Origin of the sequence: Neobacillus sp. SAB-20_R2A, from assembly GCF_049568635.1 — a bacterium.
Lineage (GTDB): Bacteria > Bacillota > Bacilli > Bacillales > Cytobacillaceae > Neobacillus > Neobacillus citreus.
Map to the genome: position 1 here is coordinate 3,150,425 of NZ_CP145895.1, position 22,468 is coordinate 3,172,892.

At 36.9% G+C, this 22,468-nt stretch carries 28 protein-coding genes and 3 pseudogenes; 15 read left to right on the plus strand and 16 right to left on the minus strand.

Annotated features, from left to right (window positions below; translation table 11 throughout):
• Together V5M37_RS15340 and V5M37_RS15345 are read right to left on the minus strand one after the other, a co-directional pair.
• On the minus strand, positions 1 to 1,278 hold the full coding sequence (locus V5M37_RS15340; RefSeq protein ID WP_423798049.1) for an MFS transporter: 1,278 nt from the start codon (positions 1,276 to 1,278) through the stop codon (positions 1 to 3).
• Positions 1,279 to 1,301: 23 nt separating this feature from the next.
• The gene (locus V5M37_RS15345) at positions 1,302 to 2,450 is read right to left on the minus strand and encodes an acyl-CoA dehydrogenase family protein (RefSeq protein WP_423798050.1); all 1,149 of its coding nucleotides are present in this window, start codon (positions 2,448 to 2,450) and stop codon (positions 1,302 to 1,304) included.
• A 449-nt stretch (positions 2,451 to 2,899) separates the two neighbouring features.
• Between V5M37_RS15345 and V5M37_RS15350 the strand changes: the two genes are divergently transcribed.
• Positions 2,900 to 3,712 carry an IclR family transcriptional regulator gene (locus V5M37_RS15350; protein ID WP_423798051.1) on the plus strand — a complete coding sequence of 271 codons (813 nt, stop codon included), beginning with the start codon at positions 2,900 to 2,902 and terminating at the stop codon, positions 3,710 to 3,712.
• 68 nt (positions 3,713 to 3,780) lie between these two features.
• On the opposite strand, the gene V5M37_RS15355 is transcribed toward V5M37_RS15350, so the two are convergent.
• Positions 3,781 to 4,350, minus strand: coding sequence for a TetR/AcrR family transcriptional regulator (locus tag V5M37_RS15355; protein ID WP_423798052.1), 570 nt, complete (start codon positions 4,348 to 4,350; stop codon positions 3,781 to 3,783).
• A 175-nt stretch (positions 4,351 to 4,525) separates the two neighbouring features.
• Between V5M37_RS15355 and V5M37_RS15360 the strand changes: the two genes are divergently transcribed.
• Positions 4,526 to 5,458 (plus strand): DsbA family protein, encoded by a 933-nt coding sequence (locus V5M37_RS15360; protein WP_423798053.1) that lies wholly within the window; start codon positions 4,526 to 4,528, stop codon positions 5,456 to 5,458.
• Positions 5,459 to 5,532: 74 nt separating this feature from the next.
• Here V5M37_RS15360 and V5M37_RS15365 read toward each other — a convergent pair.
• From V5M37_RS15365 to V5M37_RS15380, 4 genes and pseudogenes are all read right to left on the minus strand, one after another.
• A pseudogene (locus V5M37_RS15365) lies at positions 5,533 to 6,220 on the minus strand (aspartate/glutamate racemase family protein).
• A 90-nt stretch (positions 6,221 to 6,310) separates the two neighbouring features.
• Entirely contained in the window at positions 6,311 to 6,745 is a 435-nt protein-coding gene (locus V5M37_RS15370; protein ID WP_423798054.1) for an ester cyclase, read from the minus strand.
• A 362-nt stretch (positions 6,746 to 7,107) separates the two neighbouring features.
• Positions 7,108 to 7,869, minus strand: coding sequence for a 3-hydroxybutyrate dehydrogenase (locus V5M37_RS15375; RefSeq protein ID WP_423798055.1), 762 nt, complete (start codon positions 7,867 to 7,869; stop codon positions 7,108 to 7,110).
• Between the two features lie 53 nt (positions 7,870 to 7,922).
• On the minus strand, positions 7,923 to 8,366 hold the full coding sequence (locus tag V5M37_RS15380) for a lipocalin-like domain-containing protein (RefSeq protein ID WP_423798056.1): 444 nt from the start codon (positions 8,364 to 8,366) through the stop codon (positions 7,923 to 7,925).
• Between the two features lie 131 nt (positions 8,367 to 8,497).
• Here V5M37_RS15380 and V5M37_RS15385 point away from each other — a divergent pair, with 131 nt between their 5' ends.
• Positions 8,498 to 9,388 (plus strand): LysR family transcriptional regulator, encoded by an 891-nt coding sequence (locus tag V5M37_RS15385; RefSeq protein ID WP_423798057.1) that lies wholly within the window; start codon positions 8,498 to 8,500, stop codon positions 9,386 to 9,388.
• Positions 9,389 to 9,943: 555 nt separating this feature from the next.
• Positions 9,944 to 11,068, plus strand: a complete 1,125-nt coding sequence (locus V5M37_RS15390) for an NADH:flavin oxidoreductase (RefSeq protein WP_423798058.1) — start codon at positions 9,944 to 9,946, stop codon at positions 11,066 to 11,068.
• A 113-nt stretch (positions 11,069 to 11,181) separates the two neighbouring features.
• Here the strand turns inward: V5M37_RS15390 and V5M37_RS15395 are convergent, their stop codons facing one another.
• The 3 genes and pseudogenes from V5M37_RS15395 to V5M37_RS15405 form a co-directional block, all read right to left on the minus strand.
• Positions 11,182 to 12,144 carry an aldo/keto reductase gene (locus V5M37_RS15395; protein ID WP_423798059.1) on the minus strand — a complete coding sequence of 321 codons (963 nt, stop codon included), beginning with the start codon at positions 12,142 to 12,144 and terminating at the stop codon, positions 11,182 to 11,184.
• A 288-nt stretch (positions 12,145 to 12,432) separates the two neighbouring features.
• Entirely contained in the window at positions 12,433 to 12,618 is a 186-nt protein-coding gene (locus V5M37_RS15400; protein ID WP_423798060.1) for a DUF2187 family protein, read from the minus strand.
• A 71-nt stretch (positions 12,619 to 12,689) separates the two neighbouring features.
• Positions 12,690 to 12,764: pseudogene (locus V5M37_RS15405) on the minus strand (MarR family transcriptional regulator); the annotation flags it as partial.
• A 175-nt stretch (positions 12,765 to 12,939) separates the two neighbouring features.
• On the opposite strand from V5M37_RS15405, the gene V5M37_RS15410 reads away from it, so the two are divergent.
• Entirely contained in the window at positions 12,940 to 13,536 is a 597-nt protein-coding gene (locus V5M37_RS15410) for an undecaprenyl-diphosphatase (protein WP_423798061.1), read from the plus strand.
• A gap of 187 nt (positions 13,537 to 13,723) precedes the next feature.
• Here the strand turns inward: V5M37_RS15410 and V5M37_RS15415 are convergent, their stop codons facing one another.
• Positions 13,724 to 14,230 carry a hypothetical protein gene (locus tag V5M37_RS15415; protein WP_423798062.1) on the minus strand — a complete coding sequence of 169 codons (507 nt, stop codon included), beginning with the start codon at positions 14,228 to 14,230 and terminating at the stop codon, positions 13,724 to 13,726.
• 238 nt (positions 14,231 to 14,468) lie between these two features.
• On the opposite strand from V5M37_RS15415, the gene V5M37_RS15420 reads away from it, so the two are divergent.
• The 6 genes from V5M37_RS15420 to V5M37_RS15445 all read left to right on the plus strand — a co-directional run bounded on the left by V5M37_RS15420 (position 14,469) and on the right by V5M37_RS15445 (position 16,577).
• On the plus strand, positions 14,469 to 14,807 hold the full coding sequence (locus V5M37_RS15420; protein ID WP_423798063.1) for a hypothetical protein: 339 nt from the start codon (positions 14,469 to 14,471) through the stop codon (positions 14,805 to 14,807).
• A gap of 14 nt (positions 14,808 to 14,821) precedes the next feature.
• Positions 14,822 to 15,034: a hypothetical protein gene (locus V5M37_RS15425; RefSeq protein ID WP_423798064.1), complete on the plus strand. Its 213-nt coding sequence runs from the start codon at positions 14,822 to 14,824 to the stop codon at positions 15,032 to 15,034.
• Positions 15,035 to 15,121: 87 nt separating this feature from the next.
• A complete protein-coding gene (locus V5M37_RS15430) occupies positions 15,122 to 15,340 on the plus strand; it encodes a hypothetical protein (protein WP_423798065.1) in 219 nt (72 codons plus the stop codon).
• Between the two features lie 159 nt (positions 15,341 to 15,499).
• Complete coding sequence (locus tag V5M37_RS15435; protein ID WP_423798066.1) at positions 15,500 to 15,724, plus strand: hypothetical protein; 225 nt, start codon at positions 15,500 to 15,502, stop codon at positions 15,722 to 15,724.
• Between the two features lie 401 nt (positions 15,725 to 16,125).
• Positions 16,126 to 16,263, plus strand: a complete 138-nt coding sequence (locus V5M37_RS15440; RefSeq protein WP_423798067.1) for an anti-repressor SinI family protein — start codon at positions 16,126 to 16,128, stop codon at positions 16,261 to 16,263.
• A gap of 191 nt (positions 16,264 to 16,454) precedes the next feature.
• Complete coding sequence (locus V5M37_RS15445) at positions 16,455 to 16,577, plus strand: anti-repressor SinI family protein (RefSeq protein ID WP_423798068.1); 123 nt, start codon at positions 16,455 to 16,457, stop codon at positions 16,575 to 16,577.
• Between the two features lie 170 nt (positions 16,578 to 16,747).
• Here the strand turns inward: V5M37_RS15445 and V5M37_RS15450 are convergent, their stop codons facing one another.
• Together V5M37_RS15450 and V5M37_RS15455 are read right to left on the minus strand one after the other, a co-directional pair.
• A complete protein-coding gene (locus tag V5M37_RS15450) occupies positions 16,748 to 17,074 on the minus strand; it encodes a YciI family protein (protein WP_423798069.1) in 327 nt (108 codons plus the stop codon).
• A gap of 204 nt (positions 17,075 to 17,278) precedes the next feature.
• Positions 17,279 to 17,716, minus strand: coding sequence for a MerR family transcriptional regulator (locus V5M37_RS15455; RefSeq protein ID WP_423798070.1), 438 nt, complete (start codon positions 17,714 to 17,716; stop codon positions 17,279 to 17,281).
• A 192-nt stretch (positions 17,717 to 17,908) separates the two neighbouring features.
• Between V5M37_RS15455 and V5M37_RS15460 the strand changes: the two genes are divergently transcribed.
• The 4 genes and pseudogenes from V5M37_RS15460 to V5M37_RS15475 all read left to right on the plus strand — a co-directional run bounded on the left by V5M37_RS15460 (position 17,909) and on the right by V5M37_RS15475 (position 20,003).
• The gene (locus tag V5M37_RS15460) at positions 17,909 to 18,079 is read left to right on the plus strand and encodes an SPW repeat protein (protein ID WP_423798071.1); all 171 of its coding nucleotides are present in this window, start codon (positions 17,909 to 17,911) and stop codon (positions 18,077 to 18,079) included.
• A 152-nt stretch (positions 18,080 to 18,231) separates the two neighbouring features.
• On the plus strand, positions 18,232 to 18,426 hold the full coding sequence (locus tag V5M37_RS15465) for a hypothetical protein (RefSeq protein WP_423798072.1): 195 nt from the start codon (positions 18,232 to 18,234) through the stop codon (positions 18,424 to 18,426).
• Between the two features lie 635 nt (positions 18,427 to 19,061).
• The gene (locus tag V5M37_RS15470) at positions 19,062 to 19,268 is read left to right on the plus strand and encodes a hypothetical protein (RefSeq protein WP_423798073.1); all 207 of its coding nucleotides are present in this window, start codon (positions 19,062 to 19,064) and stop codon (positions 19,266 to 19,268) included.
• Positions 19,269 to 19,491: 223 nt separating this feature from the next.
• Positions 19,492 to 20,003: pseudogene (locus V5M37_RS15475) on the plus strand (GNAT family N-acetyltransferase).
• A 102-nt stretch (positions 20,004 to 20,105) separates the two neighbouring features.
• Here the strand turns inward: V5M37_RS15475 and V5M37_RS15480 are convergent.
• The 3 genes from V5M37_RS15480 to V5M37_RS15490 all read right to left on the minus strand — a co-directional run bounded on the left by V5M37_RS15480 (position 20,106) and on the right by V5M37_RS15490 (position 22,320).
• Positions 20,106 to 20,840 (minus strand): glucose 1-dehydrogenase, encoded by a 735-nt coding sequence (locus V5M37_RS15480; RefSeq protein WP_423798074.1) that lies wholly within the window; start codon positions 20,838 to 20,840, stop codon positions 20,106 to 20,108.
• 103 nt (positions 20,841 to 20,943) lie between these two features.
• On the minus strand, positions 20,944 to 21,390 hold the full coding sequence (locus V5M37_RS15485) for a MarR family winged helix-turn-helix transcriptional regulator (protein WP_423798075.1): 447 nt from the start codon (positions 21,388 to 21,390) through the stop codon (positions 20,944 to 20,946).
• A 360-nt stretch (positions 21,391 to 21,750) separates the two neighbouring features.
• On the minus strand, positions 21,751 to 22,320 hold the full coding sequence (locus V5M37_RS15490; RefSeq protein ID WP_423798076.1) for a dihydrofolate reductase family protein: 570 nt from the start codon (positions 22,318 to 22,320) through the stop codon (positions 21,751 to 21,753).
• Positions 22,321 to 22,468 lie beyond the last annotated feature (148 nt).

The following is a 22,468-nucleotide window of genomic DNA, read 5'->3' on the forward strand; positions in this document are numbered from 1 at the left end:
TTACGAAGATTTCGCTTCTAAATAATCCAATCCTTGATCCTTGTCCTTGCCTTTTAAATTAGAAGGTTTAACAAAAATGGTAAATAGTAACCCGAAAATAAATACAGCTCCAGCCATAAACAAGATAGATAGATTATAGCCTGCCAATTTATCTCCCCCAGCTAAGCTGATAATATACCCGGTTAAAAGCGGGGCAACAATACCAGCGAGATTACCTGACGATGTTAAAATACTTGTCATGAGACCGCCGCGTTCACGCATTTCATTAATCATAATGGTCGGCCCGATTGGTAAAATGGTATAGGCAAGACCTTTTGCTATACACAATGCCGCAATAACCCAGAATGGATTTTGGAAAATCATTATAGACGCAAACAATAATGCACCCACGATCATGGAGCCTCCAACAACGAATACCCTAGATGAACGCCAATTTTGATTTTTCTTAAATAAATAATCTGATAGCATGGATATACCTGTATAAATGACCACAGAAACAATCCCAATGACCATTACGCCATATCCCATTTGCGCCGGAGACATTTTAATAGATTCTACTAAATAAATAGGCAGCCAAACCGAAAACCAAACAACAAGGATATAGGTTGAAAAATAGGCAAGCGTGGTAAATAAGGCAGTTGGCGACGCCAAAAGTAATAGGAAATCTTTTAATTTGAGTTTCTCAATCTTCGCTTTCTTATTCTTTTGTACTTCCTTATAGACCTCAACTGGATTTTCTTTTGTGAAGAATTGAAACAACAAGAACCAGACAAAACTTACTGCACCCAGAATGGCAAATGCGATCTTCCACCCAAAAATGGTAATTAAAGAAACGAGGATTGGCGCAGCAATCATGGCCCCAACGGTACCGCCGCCAACGATCATGGAATTAGCAAAACCTTTTAGTTTCGGCGGGAACCACTTATCTGCATGGTTATAGGCAATCGGACTATACGGTCCTTCGAATGCCCCTAACAAAACTCGATAAACGATTAAAAGTGGTAATGCAGCAATGGCCAAAACACCAAATTGTAAGGCTGTCCACGACAGCATGACCACTGCAAGTATTTTTTTCGTTCCATATTTATCCGCAAGTGCTGCTCCAAAGATACCTGTTACGGGATAAAGCCAGTAATAACTACTTCCTACCAGCCCCCACTCCACAGGACTAAGACTAAACTCTTTCATGATAGGTGCAGCTGCAAGTCCAATGATGGATTTATCTGCAAAATTTACGACTGCCCCTAAGAACAATAGCAGAAGAATAAACCAACGCATTATCAATCTCCTCTTTTCTTTGATTAAAGGTATTCGTTTTTCAACTGTGCCGCGATAATATTTTTCTGGATTTCGGAAGTTCCTTCATAAATTTTCGTTATTCTAGCATCCCGATAAAAACGTTCCACTGGGAATTCCGCAATATAGCCAAGGCCACCGTGAATTTGTACCGCTTTATCTGCGATGCGATTATAAACTTCAGAACCAAGGAGTTTTACCATTGCGGCTTCTTTGATAACCTTCATCCCTTGATCCACCATCCAAGCCACACGATAAGTCATGCTCCGTAATGATTCGATATCAAGAGCCATATCAGCCAAATAATGTTGAATGATTTGCTGTTCAAAAATTGGTTTACCAAATTGGATTCGCGAATTGGCATGTTGGATAGACATTTCCAACAGCTTTTCGCAAGAACCTAAATTACGTGCTGCTAGTCCTGCCCGTCCATTGGCAAGAATCTTTAAAGCGTTTACATAACCTTGACCTTCTTCACCGAGAACATTTTCTGCTGGGACTTCACAATCTTCAAAGAAAATTTCGGCTGAATGGGATCCACGGAGACCCATTTTCTTTTCATTTTTTCCAATTGTAAAGCCTGGAAAATCCTTTTCAACAATAAAGGACGTAATGCCTTTTGCACCTTTAGAAGGATCTGTCACAGCCATGACGGTAAAGACATCGGCGATCGGAGCATTGGTAATATAATGTTTGCTCCCATTCAGTATGTATTTGTCGCCTTTTCTTACGGCAGTTGTTTTCAAATTTGTTGCATTTGAGCCAGCACTTGGTTCCGTTAAAGCAAACGCTCCAATCATTTCTCCCCTTGCCATCGGCGGCAAATACTTCCGCTTTTGTTCTTCATTCCCCATTTCGACTATCCCTACAGACCCAATCCCGGTATGAGCACCAATGACAGTGGTATAGCCATTGTGGGTTCTTCCTAATTCCTCATAAATCGCACATTTCCCCACCATACCAATACCGATTCCGCCATATTCCTCCGGGATACTCAATCCAAACAATCCCATTTCCTTGGACATGTTCATGATTTTTTCAGGAATTTCATTATTCTCTTCTATCTCCATTGCCAATGGATCTACTTCACTATCAATAAAATCGCGAATGCTTTGCTTTAAAAATTGAATGTCTTCTGAAAATCGAAAATCCATCTTTTTCACTTTCCTTCCTTATAATAAAATCGTTTGCCCTGATGATTTCAGCTATTTCATCCGATGGAGAGGCTTAATCAGATGAATAAGTTCCGCATATAAACCAATTGTTCCGTATACGGAACATATATCCCAAAAAAATTTCTATTCCCAAAACGATTGGGCTAATAGCTACTTTAAGAGATTTATATTATAATTTCACACAGGGAATTGTGTACCACTATTGGAACAATAATACTATTCATTCAATTAATTCGTCAATAATATTTTTAATTTTTTTAATAAAATAAAATGTTAGACAATTAAGGAATTACTATTTATAATTTGACACATTATATCTTTTTGTTTTTTCTGAAAATATACATAAGGATTAATTGTACGCATATTTGCTTTTTCCTTTAACCCTGTATAATTGAGTTACGGGAGATTATTAAAAAGGAGTTTACGTAATGGATACACCCAATGAAAGAGAAAAATCGGAGGTCCCTGCGCTTGAGGCCGCGATTAAGATTTTGGAATATTTAAGTAGATATAAGAGTAAAGAACGTTCGTTGTCGCAAATCTCAAAAAATTTATCAATCAACAAAAGTACATGTCATAGAATCTTAAAATTATTAAATCATAATCGATTCGTTTCGTATGATGCGGACTCAAAACAGTATAGTCTTGGCTCCTATCTTATCATTTTAGGTTCTCGTGCATCGGAATTTATTGATTACCTCAAACTGGCTCAGCCCCACCTTAAATGGGTGTGTGAGGAAACGCGGATGACAAGTGTTTTACTTGAACCCATCTCCGATAATCGCTTAATGTACGTCGCAAAGGAAGAACTGGATGTTCCAGATTACCATGTTCATGTGTCTGTTAAAATAGGGCAGCATTTCCCAATAACGAGTGCCTCCTTCGGTAAGTGTTACCTGGCCTATATGGAAGAACATAGAATGGAAGAAATTCTTGAAAAAGTAAATTTGAAACAATTTACCGATAAGACAATTACAGACTTAGAAACGTACAAGGAGAGCTTAAAAGAAGTTCGTAGTAAGGGATTTGCAGTAAGTTATGAAGAACATACACCAGGGGTATTCGGTATTGCAGCACCCATTTTTGATTATAGCGGCCAAGTTGCCATGGTTATTGCCTGTCTCGGTTTTGCTACAAATTTAGACGAAGATTATGTTTCTATTTGTGGAGGCAAACTTAAAAAAGCAGCAAGAAGTATTACAGAAGTACTGGGAGGAAAAGAGCCTATCTTAAAAGGATGATAAATTCCATATTTGAAATTTCCAGAGAGGCCGGAATCAGAACAAAACCGGCCTTTTTTTGGTAATATCTATTGGTTTATAGGCTCAAAATCAAACCCATACATAATAAAAGGAATAAGCGATTTGATAAATTCTTCCGGTGGTACCTCTCTATTTCTTCTCCATTCTACAGATGCTCCGTAGATTCCCCAGCTTAGCATGACAGCTGTTCTCTTTATTGCTTTATTTTCGTCCATTGAATGCCTTTTTAACAACATTTTGTAAAAAATAATTTCTAATTGGTCCCTTATGATGCGGGCGATGGTGTCCTCATAGCCTCTGTGGCAGCGATTGGATAAGGAATTTTGAAAATCTGTTATGGCTACGAAGATCCTTACAATCGTTTCTTCATTTAGTTCGTTTTGCTCGACCTGTTCGGAATCCAAATTGATCAATAGGACTTCTGATAGGACCTTTTCTAATAAGTCATATTTATCCTCGAAATGATAATAAAAGGTCGCACGATTGACCATTGCCTCTGTTGTAATATCTTTAATGGTAATATCCTTGAATTCCTTTTTACCTGAAAGTTCAATAAACGAATCCATGATTAATTTACGTGTCCGAAGAATTCTGGGGTCCGTTTTTTCCTGATCCATTCAAAAAAACCTCCACTTTTTCGACAATTTTTCAAATGTGTTGTATATACGATAAATCCAATTATCTATTGGTATTGGTGTTTTTCATTATGTACTACAATCCAATTGTACAACAAATATGAAATCAATTCTAAGTAAGCAACTTTTTTAACAAAAACAAAGGAGGAATCTCGAAATGAATGAAAATAATAACATGATTTGTGACTTAGAAACAGGTGTATGTGGTGTAGTGGAAGAGGAAAATATGGAAATCATTGATTTCAATCAACCAAAGAAAACCGTTAATGTATATTATGTGACGGACCCGATCTGCTCTCATTGCTGGGCACTCGAACCAGTTCTTCGCCGTTTTGTAGAGCAGTATGGACAGCATTTTAACTTCCATACGATTATGGGCGGGTTGCTGGAAAAATGGCATGATGGACCTATCGATCCTGCAAATGGAATCTTTAAACCTGCGGACGTGGCTGGTCACTGGAGAGAAGTTGGTGAAATTTCCCGCATGCCAATTGATGGATCGCTCATGATTGACAATCCCGTTCAGTCATCCTATCCCCCTTCTCGTGTCTTTAAAGTGATTCAAAAAAATCATAACGACGCATTGGCCTTTGAATTTTTACGACGTGCAAGAGAAGCCCTTTTCGCCTTTAATCAAAATATCTCAGATGAATCCGTTTTAATCGAGATTGTCAACAAGCTGGAGATTGATGGAAAATCCATTGTAAATGAAGCGGAACAACAAACCGGACAGCAATTATTAAATGAAGATTTCATGTTGGCACGAAACCTCGGTGTTCGTGGGTTCCCAACCATTATCATCGTCAATGAAGAAAATAAAGGAGTAAAAATTGTCGGTGCCCGCTCATTGGAAAACTATGCTGCTGGGTTAAAGCAGGTTCTAAATCTGGAAGAACTGCAGCCAAAACAACAACCATCCCTTTCTAACCTGCTTGAAAAAGAAAAACTTCTGTTTTCAAAAGAAATTGAAGTGATGTATGATGTTGAAAAATCGGAGATTAACAGCTTTGTTGGCAAAGAACTTTCACCAAATAGCTATCAAGTGAAGGAAATTCTTGGAGAACTGTATTTTACCACTATTACAAAATAAGGGAGAATAAAGATGCACGGGGACGGTTCTCGTGCATCACTTTTGCCATAAGAAATGATGCACGAGAACCGTCCTTATTCTAACGCTTTATTTACTGATTCAATAGCATGGATGACTGTTGTATAACAGTGGAACTACAGAATCCTCTGGTTTCACCAGTAATCCAATTTCTGTACATCCTAAAATAATCCCTTCGGCTCCCCTGTCCACTAAATTTTCGATCACTTTTTTATAATATTCTTTCGAGGTTTGCTTGATCGTGCCTACACATAATTCCTCATAAATCACACTATTGATTCGCTCGATCTCATCTTTATCGGGGATCAATACATTTATCCCATTTGCCTCAATTCTAGATTTGTAGAAGTCTTCTACCATAGTATATTTCGTGCCAAGTAACCCAATCGTATTAATCTTCAGCGTCTGTATTTGTTTAACTGTTGCGTCTGCTATATGTAGAATCGGTATATGTATTTTTTCATTAATAGAATCGATGACCTTGTGCATGGTATTGGTGCAAATCACAATGAAATCTGCTCCGGCTTTTTCCAAGGACAGAGCAGCTTCAGCCAAGGCGAGCCCCGCGGATTCCCATTCTCCACTAGCCTGGTAACTTTCGATTTCATCAAAATCAACACTATATAAAATGCACTTTGCCGAATGTAATCCTCCCAATTGCCGCTTAACTTCCTCATTGATGATTCGGTAATATTCTATGGAAGACTCCCAACTCATTCCGCCTATTAAACCGATTGTTTTCAACTGCTTCTCCTCCAATTAATGGATAAGTAATCAAATTGTTTTCTTAAATCTTTCCATTCCGTTTCTTCTGGGGTAAGTCCCATTTTGCTTTTAATTTTCGAAGGTTTCATGAGTTCCCTTTGGAAGTGCATCTAATTGATACAGTACATTTGCATCTGACAACTCGCACCAAAGCTCTTTAACCTTTTTCCCCTCAAAATAATAGATCATTATGCCTGTTTCGTTAATCCTTTGATTTGTAGAAGGAATATTAAACCATCCACCTTTATACGTGCTGTGACCTGTATATCTTACAACCAGCTTATTATCTTGTTCAATAAAATCGTTTAACTCCCATTGATCGTCTTGAAAACAGGTACGATACCACCCCATAAAGTCCTTTAGCTTCTGACGAGTAGAATCACCATTAGACCCATGATAAATAAAATCTTCTGTGGTTACTTCATCTATAACGCTTAAATCTCCTTTTGTAAAAAATTCAAAAAACCACCGCTCTACTACTTTCTTTTTCTCTGAACTAATCATGATCTGACTCCATTTCTAGGTTTAAACATAACTTAATTTTCCTCTTATCGTTAAACTATTATTTTCGTTACCAATCGAACAATTTCCTTCTTAAACTGCCACTATAGCCCTACAAGAAAAAAATTGCCGTGGCGATCCAATCTTTACCTTTTGTTCAATTAATCGCCACCTACTTCCAATATCACGAATAAAGCCAACTATCTTTGAGATAGTTGGCCTTTATTCTTTATGGGATGATAAACATATCAAGCTCATACCTTTCGCGTGGCACATGCAAGCAGTCTCCTAATACTCAGAGCGTAATCATTCACAATCAGCCAATCAATGAGGCACGAGAACCGTCCCCATGCATCACCCATGCATCACATTCCACCTGTTACACCAATGCCCTCACCTGTAATGGCTGCGGCACCGTCTGAGGCTAGAAAAACAGCGGTGGCTCCAATTTCTGATGGTTCTAGCAGGCGTTTCATCCATTGTTTTCCTAAGATATGATGGTTTAGGGCTTCCTCTACAGAAGTCCCATCCTCTGCTGCTAATTTAGGTAATTGTTTTTCAATTAATTCTGTTCGCACAGGTCCAGGCATAATCGCATTGACAGTAATCCCGTCCTGAGCCGTTTCAAGTGCAGCTGTTTGGGTGAATCCAACTACACCAAATTTTGCAGCGACATAGGCAGATTTATAGGCATCTGGAATTCTGCCATGAGCGGAAGATATATTGATGATTCGTCCCTTGTTTTGCTTTTTCATCGTCGGAATGACATGTTTCGTCATAAGAAATGTCCCCGTCAAAATAACTCCGATTAGAAGATTCCATTTTTCTAAAGGGAATTCCTCCACTTTAGCTATATGCTGCAGTCCTGCATTGTTAACCAACACATCAATCGTTCCACGCTCTGAAATGATTTGTTCTACTACACTTTTAACCATTTCTTCATTCGCAACGTCGACCTTGTATCCCTTTGCATTTCCTAATTTAGCAGCTGCGTTTTCAGCAGCATCCAAATTTAAATCTAAAATCGCAACAAAGTCGCCATTATTGATGAATGATTCTGCAATCGCATAACCGATGCCCTGTGCGGCACCAGTTACAATAACTGTTCGTTCTGCTTGTTTTGACATGATGTTGATCCCCCTATGTTTAAAAATCTACCTTGGCCCCTTGTTTTCAATAACTACTTTATTTTTTTCCAAACCAACTTCGTATTTTGCTCTTTTCCATCTACAATTATCGGCGGGCTAGCAATTTCAAGCAGGTCCCCATTCAGCTTGACATAACGTGGCTGCGTATCCCCCAGCCATGTTGGATTCATACTGACAGACATATGATGAGTGACAATGTTATTTTCTTCATCCACTTCAAATGGACCAGCATAAGCAAGATAGCCTTCTGCCGCTGCAGCCATTTCTTCTTGCGTCCCTTTATGAAGTGCGCCCGATGCATACTTTGGCCGTCCAGGACTCATCATTTGCGCAGACATATACCCTTCTGGGTGGTACATAATAAAACCTGTACACTCACTTCCCATTGGGTATGTAATGTTCCCATCTTTATCTTCCACTTCATAAGAAACGAGGCTCCAAATCCCTATTACTATTTCTTTTAATGTTTTTTCCATTAGTGAATTTAATCCTCCTAATTGTCTTTTTTAGTATGCTTTACTTGTATAGTTTAAATTGTTTATACTTATAAGTTAAATACATATATATTATAGAATTTATTAGAAATCATTATAAATAGGGTGAAACCATGGAGCTAAAACAATTACAATACTTTTCCGAAGTCGTGAAGCACGCTAGTTTTTCAAAAGCGGCAGAGGCTTTATATACATCCCAGCCAAATATCAGCAATGTGATTAAAGATTTAGAAGAGGAATTAGACGTAAAGCTGTTAATCCGTACAACTCGAAAACTAGAACTGACAGATGCAGGTGCGCTTCTTTTCCAATATGGACAGCAAATGCACCAACTAGTAAAACAGTTTTATCAGGAATTAGATGATACAAAGAATAGTCAGAAGGGTTATGTGAAGATTGGGATCTTCCCCATGCTGGGAACGAAACTTCTCTCTAAAATGATTGCTGAATTTCACAAGCTATTTCCTGAGATTCGTGTTCGATTTGTGGAGGATGGTGCTGCCAATCTACAAAAAGCATTAATGCAGGGAGAGCTGGATTTGGTGGTAATGCCCTACCCCATCGATCTGGATGTATTTGAGTTCTTCCCTTTTTTAGAAGGAGACTTACGTATTCTAGTTAATCAAAATCATCCTTTGGCTAAAAATGAAAGCATCAAGTGGGAGGATTTGATTAATGAAAACTTTATCATCTATCGTGAAGGTTTTACAATCCATGATACGATTTTAGAGGAATGCAGAAGACTAGGCTTTGAACCCTCTATTATCTGTGAAACCTCACAATGGAATTTTATGATGGAAATGGTATCGCTTAATCAAGGAATAACCATACTACCGCAAAGCCATTTTAATGAAATGGATCACCAGCATTTACAATTAAAAATGTTGCCTCTGATTGAACCACAAATAAATTGGCATTTAGGAATAGCTTGGAGAAAAGATAGTTATCTATCCTATGCGACACGGACTTGGATAGAGTTTTTAAAAATGGCTTTAGAGCGGTAAGTCGAACTTTTTGCTTTACTTGTGAGGTGCTAAACGGTAAATCACAAACCCAACCACATAGTAAATCACATAATTTTCACAACACAAATCATAGTATATTGCAAAGTCCATAAGGCTTTGAGATGAAAATGTCTCTCTAAGCCTTTTTTAAAATTTTCTTTATCTGGCTAAAGAACCGTAAGTTGTGTTCATTTGATACTAAAGTAAATAAGCGTAGGAATTTCCCTTAGTTAGTAAATAAAATTAAAAATAACTTAAATAGGCGAAGAAATTTCCCCTATTGACTGAAAAAACTTCAGTATTGGGGATTTTGCTTTGTTTAAGCGGAAAACCTTCCCTTATTTACGCCGGAATGAACCCTATTCTACATCTAACGGAAAAATCTTCGCTTATTTTACTATCACTCAAAAATAATTTGTGTTGATATAGCGCTATTTACTAAGTACTTTTTTTGAAAATTATAAAAACATAAGACTTATAGGTTTATATTTATATAGAGTAATTGGTAGAATAGAGGAAACAAGATTAAACAATAAATAGAAGGAAGTGCCAGCCTTGGATCAGAAGTACGCAGGTCATACATTGTTTCAATCTGTACCATTTGGAAATGACAAGTTAGCAAGCCGGTTAGTGATGGCCCCAATGACAAGAATGTTTTCACCAGAAGGTATCCCAGGGGAAAACGTTGCACAATATTACCGCAAACGTGCAGAGAATGGGATTGGACTCATCATAACTGAAGGAACAGCGATCAACCACCCAGCTGCAGTAGTGAGCCCCGATATCCCCCGTTTTTATGGTGAGGACGCTTTAAATGGCTGGGCAAATGTAGTGAAGGAAGTACATGAAGCAGGTGGCAAAATCATTCCACAATTATGGCATGTAGGTGCCGCACGGAAAGCAGGAAGTGAACCAAATATTGACGCACCTCCTGTTAGCCCGTCTGGATATACTTTAAGAGGCCAAAGAAATGAGAAAATAAAGGCTCTAACAAAAGAAGAAGTCACGGAAATGATTAATGCATACGCCGAAGCTGCAGCAAATGCGAAGCGTATCGGCTTTGACGGAATTGAATTGCATGGAGCGCATGGCTACTTAATTGATCAATTTTTTTGGGAATTAACGAACAAGCGGACAGATGAGTATGGTGGGAATCTAGGAGAGCGGACAAAATTCGCGGCAGATATTGTTCGTGCTTGCCGGAAAGCAGTCGGGCCTGATTTTCCAATTGTCTTACGTTTTTCACAATGGAAAGGAACCGATTATCAAGCTAAATTAGCGAATAACTCTACTGAACTTGAACAATTGCTCACCCCTTTGGTTGAAGCTGGCGTCGATATTTTCCACTGCTCTACAAGACGAATATGGGAACCTGAATTTAAAGATGAAGATCCATCATTGGGCTTGGCAGGCTGGACGAAACGAATTACTAAAAAGCCAACGATTGCGGTTGGTTCTGTTGGTATTAACCGCGCCTATCTGAGCAATCAGGATAATGATAATGTAACAATTGTTGACAATCTCGGAATTATAGATGAAAAAATCAAAGCAGGCGAATTTGACTATGTAGCCGTCGGCCGTGCTGTGCTAGCTGATCCAGAATGGGCAGTAAAACTCAAAAATGGCAACCTCGATCAAGTAGTGCATTATACGAAGGAATCCGAGAAACAGCTGATTTAACTACAATCAAGAACCGTGCGTTTTATTAGGCTGCAACTAATACAGAAATATAACAAAGGGTGGCCAGTTACGGCCCCCTTTGTTTCAAAACTAAGTATAGTACTCATTTTATGTTAATGCATTGGCTTTTCCCACGCGCCTTTGACCTCAACGCCCGTTTCCTTTGCCGCTTTTTCAAGTTCAAAGATTTCCTGGGCAGTCAAATTGACCTCGGCCGCTTTTATAACATCCTCAATATGGGAGATTTTCGTTACACCAATAATCGGTACTGTTCCTTTTGCAATGGACCAAGCAGTAGCAATTTGTGCAGTTGATGCATGATGTTTGCTGCCGATTTCTCTCATTACTTCCATTAAGCTTCCGATTTTGGCAAGTACGTCTGGATTAAATGCATCGCCCCTTCTGGTGCCACTGGGCAAAGGGTTTTTCGGATTGTATTTGTCAGTCAATGCACCTTGTTCCAATACCATATAAGAAAAGAAAACGATATTATTTTCATTACAGTAATCAATAATACCGGCTTCTTCAGAGGAACGGTAAAGCAAGCTGTAATGGTTTTGGACAGCTGAAATTTTCAGTCCTTCTTCCGCCAAGATGCTGGCCGCCAATTTAATTTCGTCGAGATTATGATTGGAAACCCCTGCATGTTTTACTTTTCCACTTTTCATTAAAGGGATAAGTTTTGGTGTCCATCTTTGCACATCTTCCGGGCTGTGTATCCAATAAATATCAGCATGATTTACGCCGAGCCGGTTTAGGCTTCCGTTTAAGTGTTCCTCAACAGCGTTGTCAATGTCTCCTGCCATTCGTGGAGTAAATTTAGTGGAGATTAGCACATCCTCCCTGCCTTTAATGAAACTTCCCAAAATATTCTCCGAAGCGTTCATCCCATAAACAGCCGCTGTATCCCATAAATTGAATCCGGCAGCCATCGCCGCGTCAAATATCGGCTTTAAGTCCGTTTCTGAAATAAAATTTCCAAAAACCGCATCCCCCCCATTTGCACCAGTGCCCCAAGACCAGGTACCAAGGGCGATCGGAGGGATTTTCTCATTTTGCAATTTTACGAATTTCATTACGTTTCACTCCATTCCCTGCTTTGAATGTTCTAATTATTTCCTATTGTTTCCGTTTTCACAAGAGATTTGCTTGTTCCAATATTACATACCTGAATGAAGCTTCCCGCCAATACCTATATTGTCTCTACGAAAATTTACTAGTGACTATTTTTCAATATTCAATTAGATTTGTTGAGTAAATATAATAACACACTCCTAAACTAACCGTTAACACAATAAGAAAATGGGAGAGCCGCAGAGCCATCCCATCTTTACGAAAGCACCAGTTAATTTAAGTGCAATTTTTCATTCAGTTGACTTAGTGATTTTATAATTTTTATGATTGACTATGGTTGTAATTGGTTCGTCTTTTTGTTTATTATATCCGTACTCAACAATAACAGAATTTTCTCTTACAACCTTTACAATTCCTTCATGGCTTTCCCCGTCACGCTTAAATGAAATATTGTCCCCGATTTTAGCAGTTGCCATTTTATCACCCTGAACTTATTATTTTCAGCAAAGATAAAAAAATGCATTATCTTTTAAAAAAAGAAGTCTGGTCCATTCATTTCAAGTTTTTTTCTTGAACGCGCTGCGGTTGTTCGATCTACTTTTGTCATCTCAGCTAACTTATCTTTATTGTCTCTCGGTATTTCTATCACGATACAATCAGATTTTGGGGCTCACAGTAATTTTTTAATCGATTCTTAATGTTTTTTTCATTGCCTGTTTAGATTTCTTTTTTATAGTTAAGGTACCCTCATAGGGTCAAAAGCAAGTGCGATTTTTTCCAAAGAAAAGGAGATTTATATGAATTACAATCTTTTTAAATCCATAAATCAATCAGCAGGTCACCACCCATTTTTGGATGGACTGATGGCTGGTGTGACGAACTACGCATTAATCATCTATGCGATTGTTTTGCTTTTCATTTGGTTTTTAGGGACAGATCAGTATAAGAAAACGGTTGTTTACGCTGCGATTACCGGTGCCTTGGGATTATTCATCAACTTCATTATCGGTCATCTCTATTTTGAACCGCGGCCGTTTGTTACCCACCACGTCAATTTAATAGTTAACCATGCAGCGGACTCCTCATTCCCAAGTGACCATACAACTGGAGCCTTCGCCTTAGCACTAGCAGTCCTTTTCGTTCATCGAAAAATTGGAATCGGCATGCTATTGTTCGCCTTCTTAACAGGCATCTCCAGAATCTATGTGGGCCATCATTATCCATTTGATATCTTAGGAAGTATGATCGTTTCGTTAGTCATTAGTACCGTTGTTTACAAACTGAGCCCACTTCTTGAACCGATTGCGAATGCTATTATAAACATATATAAACGAGTCCCTCTTGTACAGAAAACGACTAAAAAGGAAAACATTAAATCCATAATAAAACACTAAATTTTGTTAATAACGGGTTTACCTGTGAAGTACGAAATATCAAATTGCGAGGGATTCACCGCACAAATAATAATATTTTCACATCAAAAAACCCAAGTGAAATCACTTGGGTTCCTTATTTTAAATCTATGGTATGTGCAGCAGCTCATTTAACAATAGTAGGGTTCATGAACTGGATCCTCGTTAGTTAATAAATAATATTGTTATCTTGTTTTACTTGATATACCACTTGAACGCTTTTTATAACTCCTTGTTTGTCTATAATCATTTCGAAAGTTAATTTCTTTTTTTGATATTGATATGATTGCCTTATAGGGTCTCTATCTATTAATTTAAATCCCATATCCTTTAAAAGGTTTTGAGCTTTAGTTATCTTTTGATTTGGTTTAATGCCTAATATGTCATATTTCGGATTTGTGATTTTGATGTCTTTTACATATTGTTTGGTCTCTGAAAGCCGAGCAAATATACCCAAATTCTGATAATACAAATTAGGCCCACACCCCATACAATAAGAGACTTCAGTATCCTCGTCTCCAAATAACTCAATAACATCCTTTTCTTTCATAAATAATTCTAATCCGTTAACATTTATCTTATTTGCCAGATATAGATAATCATATTGCTTTCCAACAACTCCTGCAATAACCACAACCAATAAAAAAAAAGTGACAATATAAATTTTTTTACTCAATTTACCCCTCCCTTGCTGAAATAGTCTCACCTATTTTCACTTTAAATTTTAAGACGTTATAAAGGATAAAATGTTACTCTGGCTACCGTTCATTTAGTAAATAAATATTATTTATATTTTTGAAGCACGAGAACCGTCCCCATGCTTCATTTTTTATTATGCAGGAAACAATATACCTTAGGTGTGCATCATAAGTTATTTTTGCCTAGAGCGACTAAGTATCCTAAGGGTGAATTATATGCCTAGATTGATTAGTAAAGATGAAATTAATAATTCTGAGGAATTTTATGAAAGAATTCATCAAGTACAAGTAGACTATTTTTATTATTGGAAAGAACATACATTATGGCATAAAGAGTTTTGGTTATCTTTAGCCTTAGCTATTATTCCTTGGTTGATATGGTTTCTAATTCGGAAACGTGGTAGTGAGGCAAGATTACTGTTAGCTGGAGCTTTTGGCATAATTGTGGCCTCTTGGTTAGATTTTTTAGGAATTATATTTGGTCTTTGGCATTATTCGGGGAGATTATTACCTACGATACGATTCCAACCTTTTTCCCCTGGGATTTTCCGTTAATTCCAGTATCCCTTATGCTCAGTCTGCAGTTCAAACATGAGACAAATCCTTTTTTAAAAGCCGTTATCTTTGCTGCACTAACTGCTTTTATTGGGGAACCAATATTTATGTGGTTAGGCTTTTACACTGAAATAAAATGGAGTGTTTTTTATTCATTTCCTATCTACATTGTGATTTATTTAATTTCAGATCGAATTAGTAAGGCTAAATCATTTGATACTTTATAATTTGGCTTATACTTCAATTACATAAAGAAAGAAGATTGGGTGATAATGAGGGGAAAGAAATAACTTTTGTAAGAAAAGGAGTTCATTATGACTGAACAAAAACCGAATTTTCGTAAAGAACCAATTCAACCTTCTCATGAAAATGAACCCGCTTTTAACGTATTTCTAGATGAGAAATTAGTCGCTGAAATACGTGGGCGTGACCCTCAACATCAAACAGTCATCCCCATGAGGGAATTAAGCGATTATGAAGAGGATAAACTTCATGAGTTTATAGCTGCAATGTATAGCGATGACGAGTATTGACCAAAGTGCACAAGATAAAGGCCTCTTCAAAATCTTGAAGAGGTCAAATGTTAAATTTATATCTTATATTCTAAGCACCCTACGAGTTTATGTCATTGAGGGCTCGTATGGATCTTCTCTTTACATAACGTATCTTTATTTGTAAAAGGAGCGGAAATGATGGAAAATGTAGCGGACAATATCCATATAGGTGAATTAATAGCTGTTTCCCAGGTTTTTAAATTAAATCCTTATCAAATGATCACATTACTAGAAAATGGTGATATGGAAGCATTCGAAAATAAGGAAGCATTTTTTCAAAAATACGGAAATAAGGAAACGTATGACGAATTATCAGATTGGTGTGAGTTAAATAATGGAAAAATCTTTACTAAAACAAAATAGAAGGTGAATGGATTAAAACTTGCAATAGCCTTCACAAAGTACATCTTTAGCCAAAGTATCACACCTCCTTCATCGTTATTAACAATTACGAGGAATTGATACTTTTTTACTATTATACAGCACCCCTCTCCCATCACTTCAAGAAATAAGCGATTTCTGGTTTATTCAAAAAGGCCCACATTCGTATTACCAGCAAATAATAGCTGAAAATGAACTTCTTGAAGAGCATTATCAAGTACATTAACTTCACAATTGATAGTCACATGAATTTTCTATTACGTATTTTTCATTTACTTTTCATTATCTTTGATACCACATAAAATAACCATTATGTTACGAAAAATATATTGAGAGTAGTTTTTCTTATGAATTCTCGAATTTCCAACAACGGAGGGGTAAATATGAAAAAAAACGAGTACGATCTCCCAAAAGAATGGATTGAGTTAGTAAAAGAAGCAATGAAATCTAATATTACAAAAGAAGATTTTAAGATTTTTTTAGAAAAAGAAAAGGAGAAAAGAAAAAACCAAAAATCTTAGGTGAGTTTATCATGATAAAATATTAATAGGCTGTCGAAATTTTTGGTTTTTTTTCCATTTTTTACATACAAGTTTTGTATTAATATTTTCTTATGAGACTTTAAAGCTTTAATCAGTAAAAAGTAACCAACGGGATACAAAGCTATAGGTCTAGACGATTTTATCTAATACCAAATTTTGTAGGAGGCTTTATGGAAACAATACTTTCTGCTGAAGAAGAAATAGATAGTGAATGGGTAGACCTCATCTTAGAAGCACTAAATATAGGAATTACTGCAGATGAAATAAGAAATTTTTTAAAGATTGTCCTCTGACCTGTAAATAAGGTCTTTTTTTGCTTTTATCGTACATTCAATACCTTCACATTTATCACCTCAGCTATTTCCCTCCCTATTAGTTCAACAAAAAAGGACCACCTGCAAGTGATCCATACTCTTACGCCCTTCAGAACAAAAAACGGAGGCTTAACCATAAGGAGATTATATTATTTCTTTATAATCGCTTTCATCGGATAAAATTCCGTTGTCATTATTCCTGCAACAACAGCGGGATCTTCTGCGATAAGTTTTGGGACTTGCTCCTCATTCTCGACTTCAATAATCGCCAGGCCATGTGGGGCTGATGGATTTAGAACGGGTCCGAAAACTAAAGCAATGCCTTGATTCTGCTTGTCCGTCCAATAGTCGATGTGATGCAGCATGATATTCCTTTCTTCTTCGGTCATGTCCTGATGAAAAGAAACTCTTGGCGGGGTAGACTTTAACATATAGTGCAATTTCCCCAGATTATTATTTGAAGTGTTGTTCGTCATTTTGAATCCCTCCTTCAAGCTGAATGTGTATTTCCACCAACACAATGTTGGATTTCATTATCCCATAAGTTCCTTCCAAAACCAATTAACACGGAAGGAGGAGTTTGATCGACCTCATTCTTATGATTAACATTTGGGGATGATTACATAAAGAAGATCTAAGCTACTTTTAAACTAAGAGGGCTGCCATAACGGGCAGCCCTCTTAGTGTTTTTCATTATTCTTTAGTTCAATCAACGCTCGTGCACGTTCCCTTAGAGTCACTAGCTCCGTTTGGACACTATGTATTTTCCTAATCTTTTGTTCAATTATCTCGAGTTCGCCATCGAGGATTTTAATGATTTCAGTCAATTTTGCCTTTTGTTCTAATGGATCAGATACCTTTTTATATTCTTCTTTTTGACTTTCTAACATTTCCGTGAGTGATAGGAATTCCTGAAGTTCTTGTAACGTAAACCCCAGAACCTCTTTGGCGACTGTAATACGCTTTAAGAACTTAACATGCTCCTGTTTATAAAGCCTTGTTCCTCCCCCGCTGCGTTCTGGGGAAGGTAAAATACCCAACTCTTCATAATACCTAATAGTCCGCTTACTCAAACCAGTCTGATTTGCTACTTCATCTATTTTCAGTAACTCCTCCATCAAAAACTGACCTCCTGATATGTTAAGCAATATTATAAATAAATTTTACGTTAACGTCCAATATAATTTTAACTGAATTTTCCAAATTCCCCAGTTAATTAAAAGTAAATGCCCGTGAATATTTATTTTTGAAAGTCATATATATTTTAATGACATTGACGTCAACGTCATATTTTAATGGAGGTGTTGATTGTGTGGCAACTTTGGCTTACTGGTTTGATTGGTATCTGGCTCATCATATCTCCTTGGGTGTATGGTTTCTCCAGTAATGCAGGAGCAATGTGGAATAGTGTCATTTTTGGAATCATCGTCTTCATTCTTGCAATTTGGGTAGGTACGGGTCAGAAAAACAGTAAATCCTAGTGGAAGTTTAATCAGACAACAACAGAGGGGAATAACCGGAATTCCCCTGCTGTTGTGTAATAAAGGTTTATAGAGGATACATCGATAAGGTGTGCGATAGAGATAAATTGATTCATATAAAAATATTTCAATTGATTAGAGGAGCGGGCGTAATGGACTTCACAATCCGCAAGATATGTACAAAGATCATTACAGGTACGCCAAGTGATGTCGAGGAACAGGCTAATGATTTTTTGAGTAAACTTGACCTATTGAATTACGTGGATGTTAAAGTGGCAAATTCGGACAATGGAACAATTTCCGTAGTAATAGTATACAAGGAAGTGCGAAAACTTAATCATGCTTAGTTCCAACTGAATCGCAGACGGGTCGATATATGATGTAACGGTGGCTGCAAATGAAAAGGTGTAGATACTTAGGAACTGACGAGCAAAAATTAAAAACACCGATTATATATATGAAAGATAAAAAAATACAAAATTTGATATGTTGTGGGTTAAGTAGTTTCTAGTATTTAATTTTCCAAGGTTAGCTTTCATAAAAGAGCTTGCTGCTCAATAATACATTATTTTCCATGTAATTATATATGATTAAAGCCAACTCTCATGTTATGGGAAGTTGGCTTTAACTCCATATGTGACACAAATTAAGCTTTTCCACTTCGGAGCAAAAAACAAATTTTCCTCCTAATCCTAAGAAGCGTATTCTCCTAGTCTTTCAACTTTGAAGCACGAGAACCGTCCCCATGCTTCCTAAACGCAAGTAAACGATTGAATTTGCCTTAGGCTAATTCCGAAATTAACCCATCTACGTCCGGTCCAGCGATATCCTGAAACAGAGTGTCGACCAATAAATGTCGGGTAGAACCAAAATTGTTCAAAGCCTCTTAACCATACATACGTGTATCTGTGTAAACATCTGATCATACTGCCTGGATCTACTGCAAATGTTCCTGCTTGGTGCGTTTGTTGAGGAACAGCAGATGGCGGTGGAGATGTTGGTGGTCCAACTTCATGATCATGATGACCCATTGGTGGGGCTGACGGACCATGCTGACCTGGTGGTGGTGCAGTCGGAGGTTGAAACCCGCCAAACTGTCTTGGATCCAGGGTCGAATAGTAATCGGCTTGGAATGGATAGGCAGATGGATAAGCATCTTGACTATATGGAATGTTATAGTACAGATTGATATGACTAGGATACATAAAATGCACTTCCTTCAAATTATTTTCATATCATCATATTCATTGGGTATCCACCTATTAACTTGTCTCAATAAAATAGTGCACTTTAAACCATTTAATTATCATTTAACACTTTTAGCCAATGTTATTAGAGGCCAAAAAGTACGTTCTACAATTTCTAAAAATGATATACAAAATTAATACAAACTTATAATGGAGAGAAAAATTATGCTAAAGGCCCAGAATATATATGTAAGATTACTAACATTAAATGACGCGCTAATGATGTTCTTCAGTTTGAAATAAATAATCAAGAATTTTTTCAGACCTATACAATGAAACGCCCTTCTGATTATTAAATAGAAAAGGCAAAAAATGATACTTAATACAATTTTGGGATTTTTATAACTGATAACGATGAACTTATTAGAACGATTGGACTCTATCGCATTTTACGTGATCCTTTACAGAGTGCCATTATCGGTTACAGTTTAAGCAAAAATCATAACGGTAAAGGTTATGCAACAGATGCCGTAAAACTTATATTAGACTATGTATTTTCAACCCTTAAATTACATAGAATTGAAGCTGGTGTTATGCCACATAATATTGGTTCAATTAGAGTGTTAGAAAAGGCGGGGTTTGAAAAAGAAGGCATTTCTAAGAGCAATGTTAAAATAAATGGGAAATGGGAAGACCATCAGGTTTTAGCCATAATAATCCTAAAGAATAAAAATTAATCCACTCCAATGGAATTAGGAGTGGATTTCTCTTTTTAGCTATAAAAAATATTTTTAATAAAAACACAACCATCTAATTGAACTATCCCGTTCGTACATGCGTTACATTGCAGTGATTCCGCCATCAACAATAAATTCGGCACCAGTTGAGTAGCTTGATTCATCAGAAGCTAAGTAAAGAACAAGGTTGGTCACTTCTTCTGGCTGGGCTACTCTTTTTAAAGGAATATGTTTCGCGAATTCCTCTACTGCCGCTTTTGTATCTTCCTGCACGACCATCGGAGTTGCAATCACACCTGGATGGACAGAATTGACACGGATACCATAGTGTGAACATTCCATCGCAGCTGCTTTTGTCATGCCGCGAACAGCGAATTTTGTATCTGTATAGCCGACAGCACCGCCAACAATACCATTGATGGAAGATATGTTCACAATAGAGCCGCCACCAGCTTTTTGCATGGATGGAATAACTGTTTTCATGCCTAAGAATACAGATACTTGATTGATATCCACGATGCGACGGTATTCTTCTTCTGTAGTTTCTAGTATTGATTTTGCCATTGTAATACCAGCGTTGTTTACTAAGATATTGACTGGTCCAAATTTTTCTTCTGCCTTAGCAACAACGTTGGCCCAATCTTCAGCACTCGTAACATTTTGTTTAAAAAACAATGCATTTTCACCTAATTCACTTGCGAACTGGCTGCCTTTTTCTTCATTTAGATCAGTTAAAACAACTTTTGCTCCTTCTTCAACAAAACGTCTAGCGTGAGAGGCACCCATACCTTGGGCAGCACCAGTGATAATTGCAACTTTTCCTTTTAAACGAGCCATAGAGATTCTCCTCTTCCATTACTATATTTTTGCTTCGCATATTTATTTGTCTAGTTGATAATACTTTTAGGGCTTCTGATAGCCCTTAATAGACGATATGAGACTAAAATGATAACTTTTTATTACTAGAAATATTAGCTAATAATTTTTTTTGAATTTCAATGTAGTTTGATAGTTCTTCCTCAGAAAGAATACTAAATAATTCCGAATGAATTTTTTCTCCGATCGCTTCAGCTTCTTGTAAAGCATTTATTCCTTTATCTGTGATTTTGAGATAGACCGTCCTTCGATCACTTATATCGTAAGTTCTTTCTATCAAATCAAGCTTAACAAGTTTTTCTGCCATATTCGTGATCGTACTTTTTGAATATCCCAATGACTCTGTTAAATCAATTTGTTTTAAAGGTCCACTAGCTTCTATTTCAGCTAAAACAACAATTGTAGATATACCAATGGGATAAGAAAATTCATTAGTAAATCGAACAATATTTTCATTGGTTATCTGTTGAATCATATGTGTAAGATTGAAAATATTATTATAACTGTCCATTTAAAACCCCTTCTAGCTTACGTATTTGGATCAACCCCCCATCTACCCATGAAAGTTTGACCTGTATTATATTTTTTTGAATCTGGAAGCTAAGGATACATAAAATAAACATTAAAACGTTTACCTGTAAACATTATAAATTCAAAATGTTTATATGTAAACTAAAATTCATTGTAACCTTGTAACTTTGTGGCGATTAGGGATTTGATGGTTGATTAATAATACTCCTTCAACTCCGGTACCTTTGCACCAATTATTGAGACAATAGGACCGTCCCGGTGTGTTTACCAGCTAGATTACAGCTTTGTTAGCAATGTGTTCCACAAAGATTTGTCCAGCTGGTCAACATATTCAATATGATTAATTCCTATTCAAATGATAGATTAGTTGTACAACGCCAGAGGAGAACGTCCTTGTATCAACCAGTTTTAAATTCAACCTCTGTTTAATATCAATAAACAACGGTTTTCCTTCTCCCAAAATAACAGGGTGAACCGATAATCTAAATTCATCAACAAGCCCTAAATTGATAAAAGTCGTAATAAGACTTGCCCCGCCATATAACCAGATGTCTTTGCCGGGCTTATTCTTTAATTTATTGACTTCTTCTTGAATATGATCGTTAATGAAGATGGCTTTATTATCAGTCCCTATTTGCGTTCTGGAAAACACGTATTTCTCTTTGCTATGAACTAACTCCCAAATTTCTTTATCGGCATCAGAATCTTCAATATCTGGAGTAAATTGTCCCCATAAATCGTAGCTTTTTCTTCCATACAGAATCGTATCAATTTGATGTAAGAAATCAATAAACCCCATCTCAGAATCCATGATGCACCAATCAATTTCCCCATTTTTCCCTTCAATAAAACCATCTAACGTAACGGCTAAATCTAATAGTATTTTTCTGGTCACTTCGGTATTGGACATACCTCTTCCTCCCTTTAAAATGACTGCCGGAATTTTTTTTTCGTGCCACGACCTTCCCTTGGACATATTGTCTGGTAACGGCGGAAATACATTAAAGTTATAACTAATGTGTATTTTGATATTAACAGATATTGGATTTAAGTGAAAT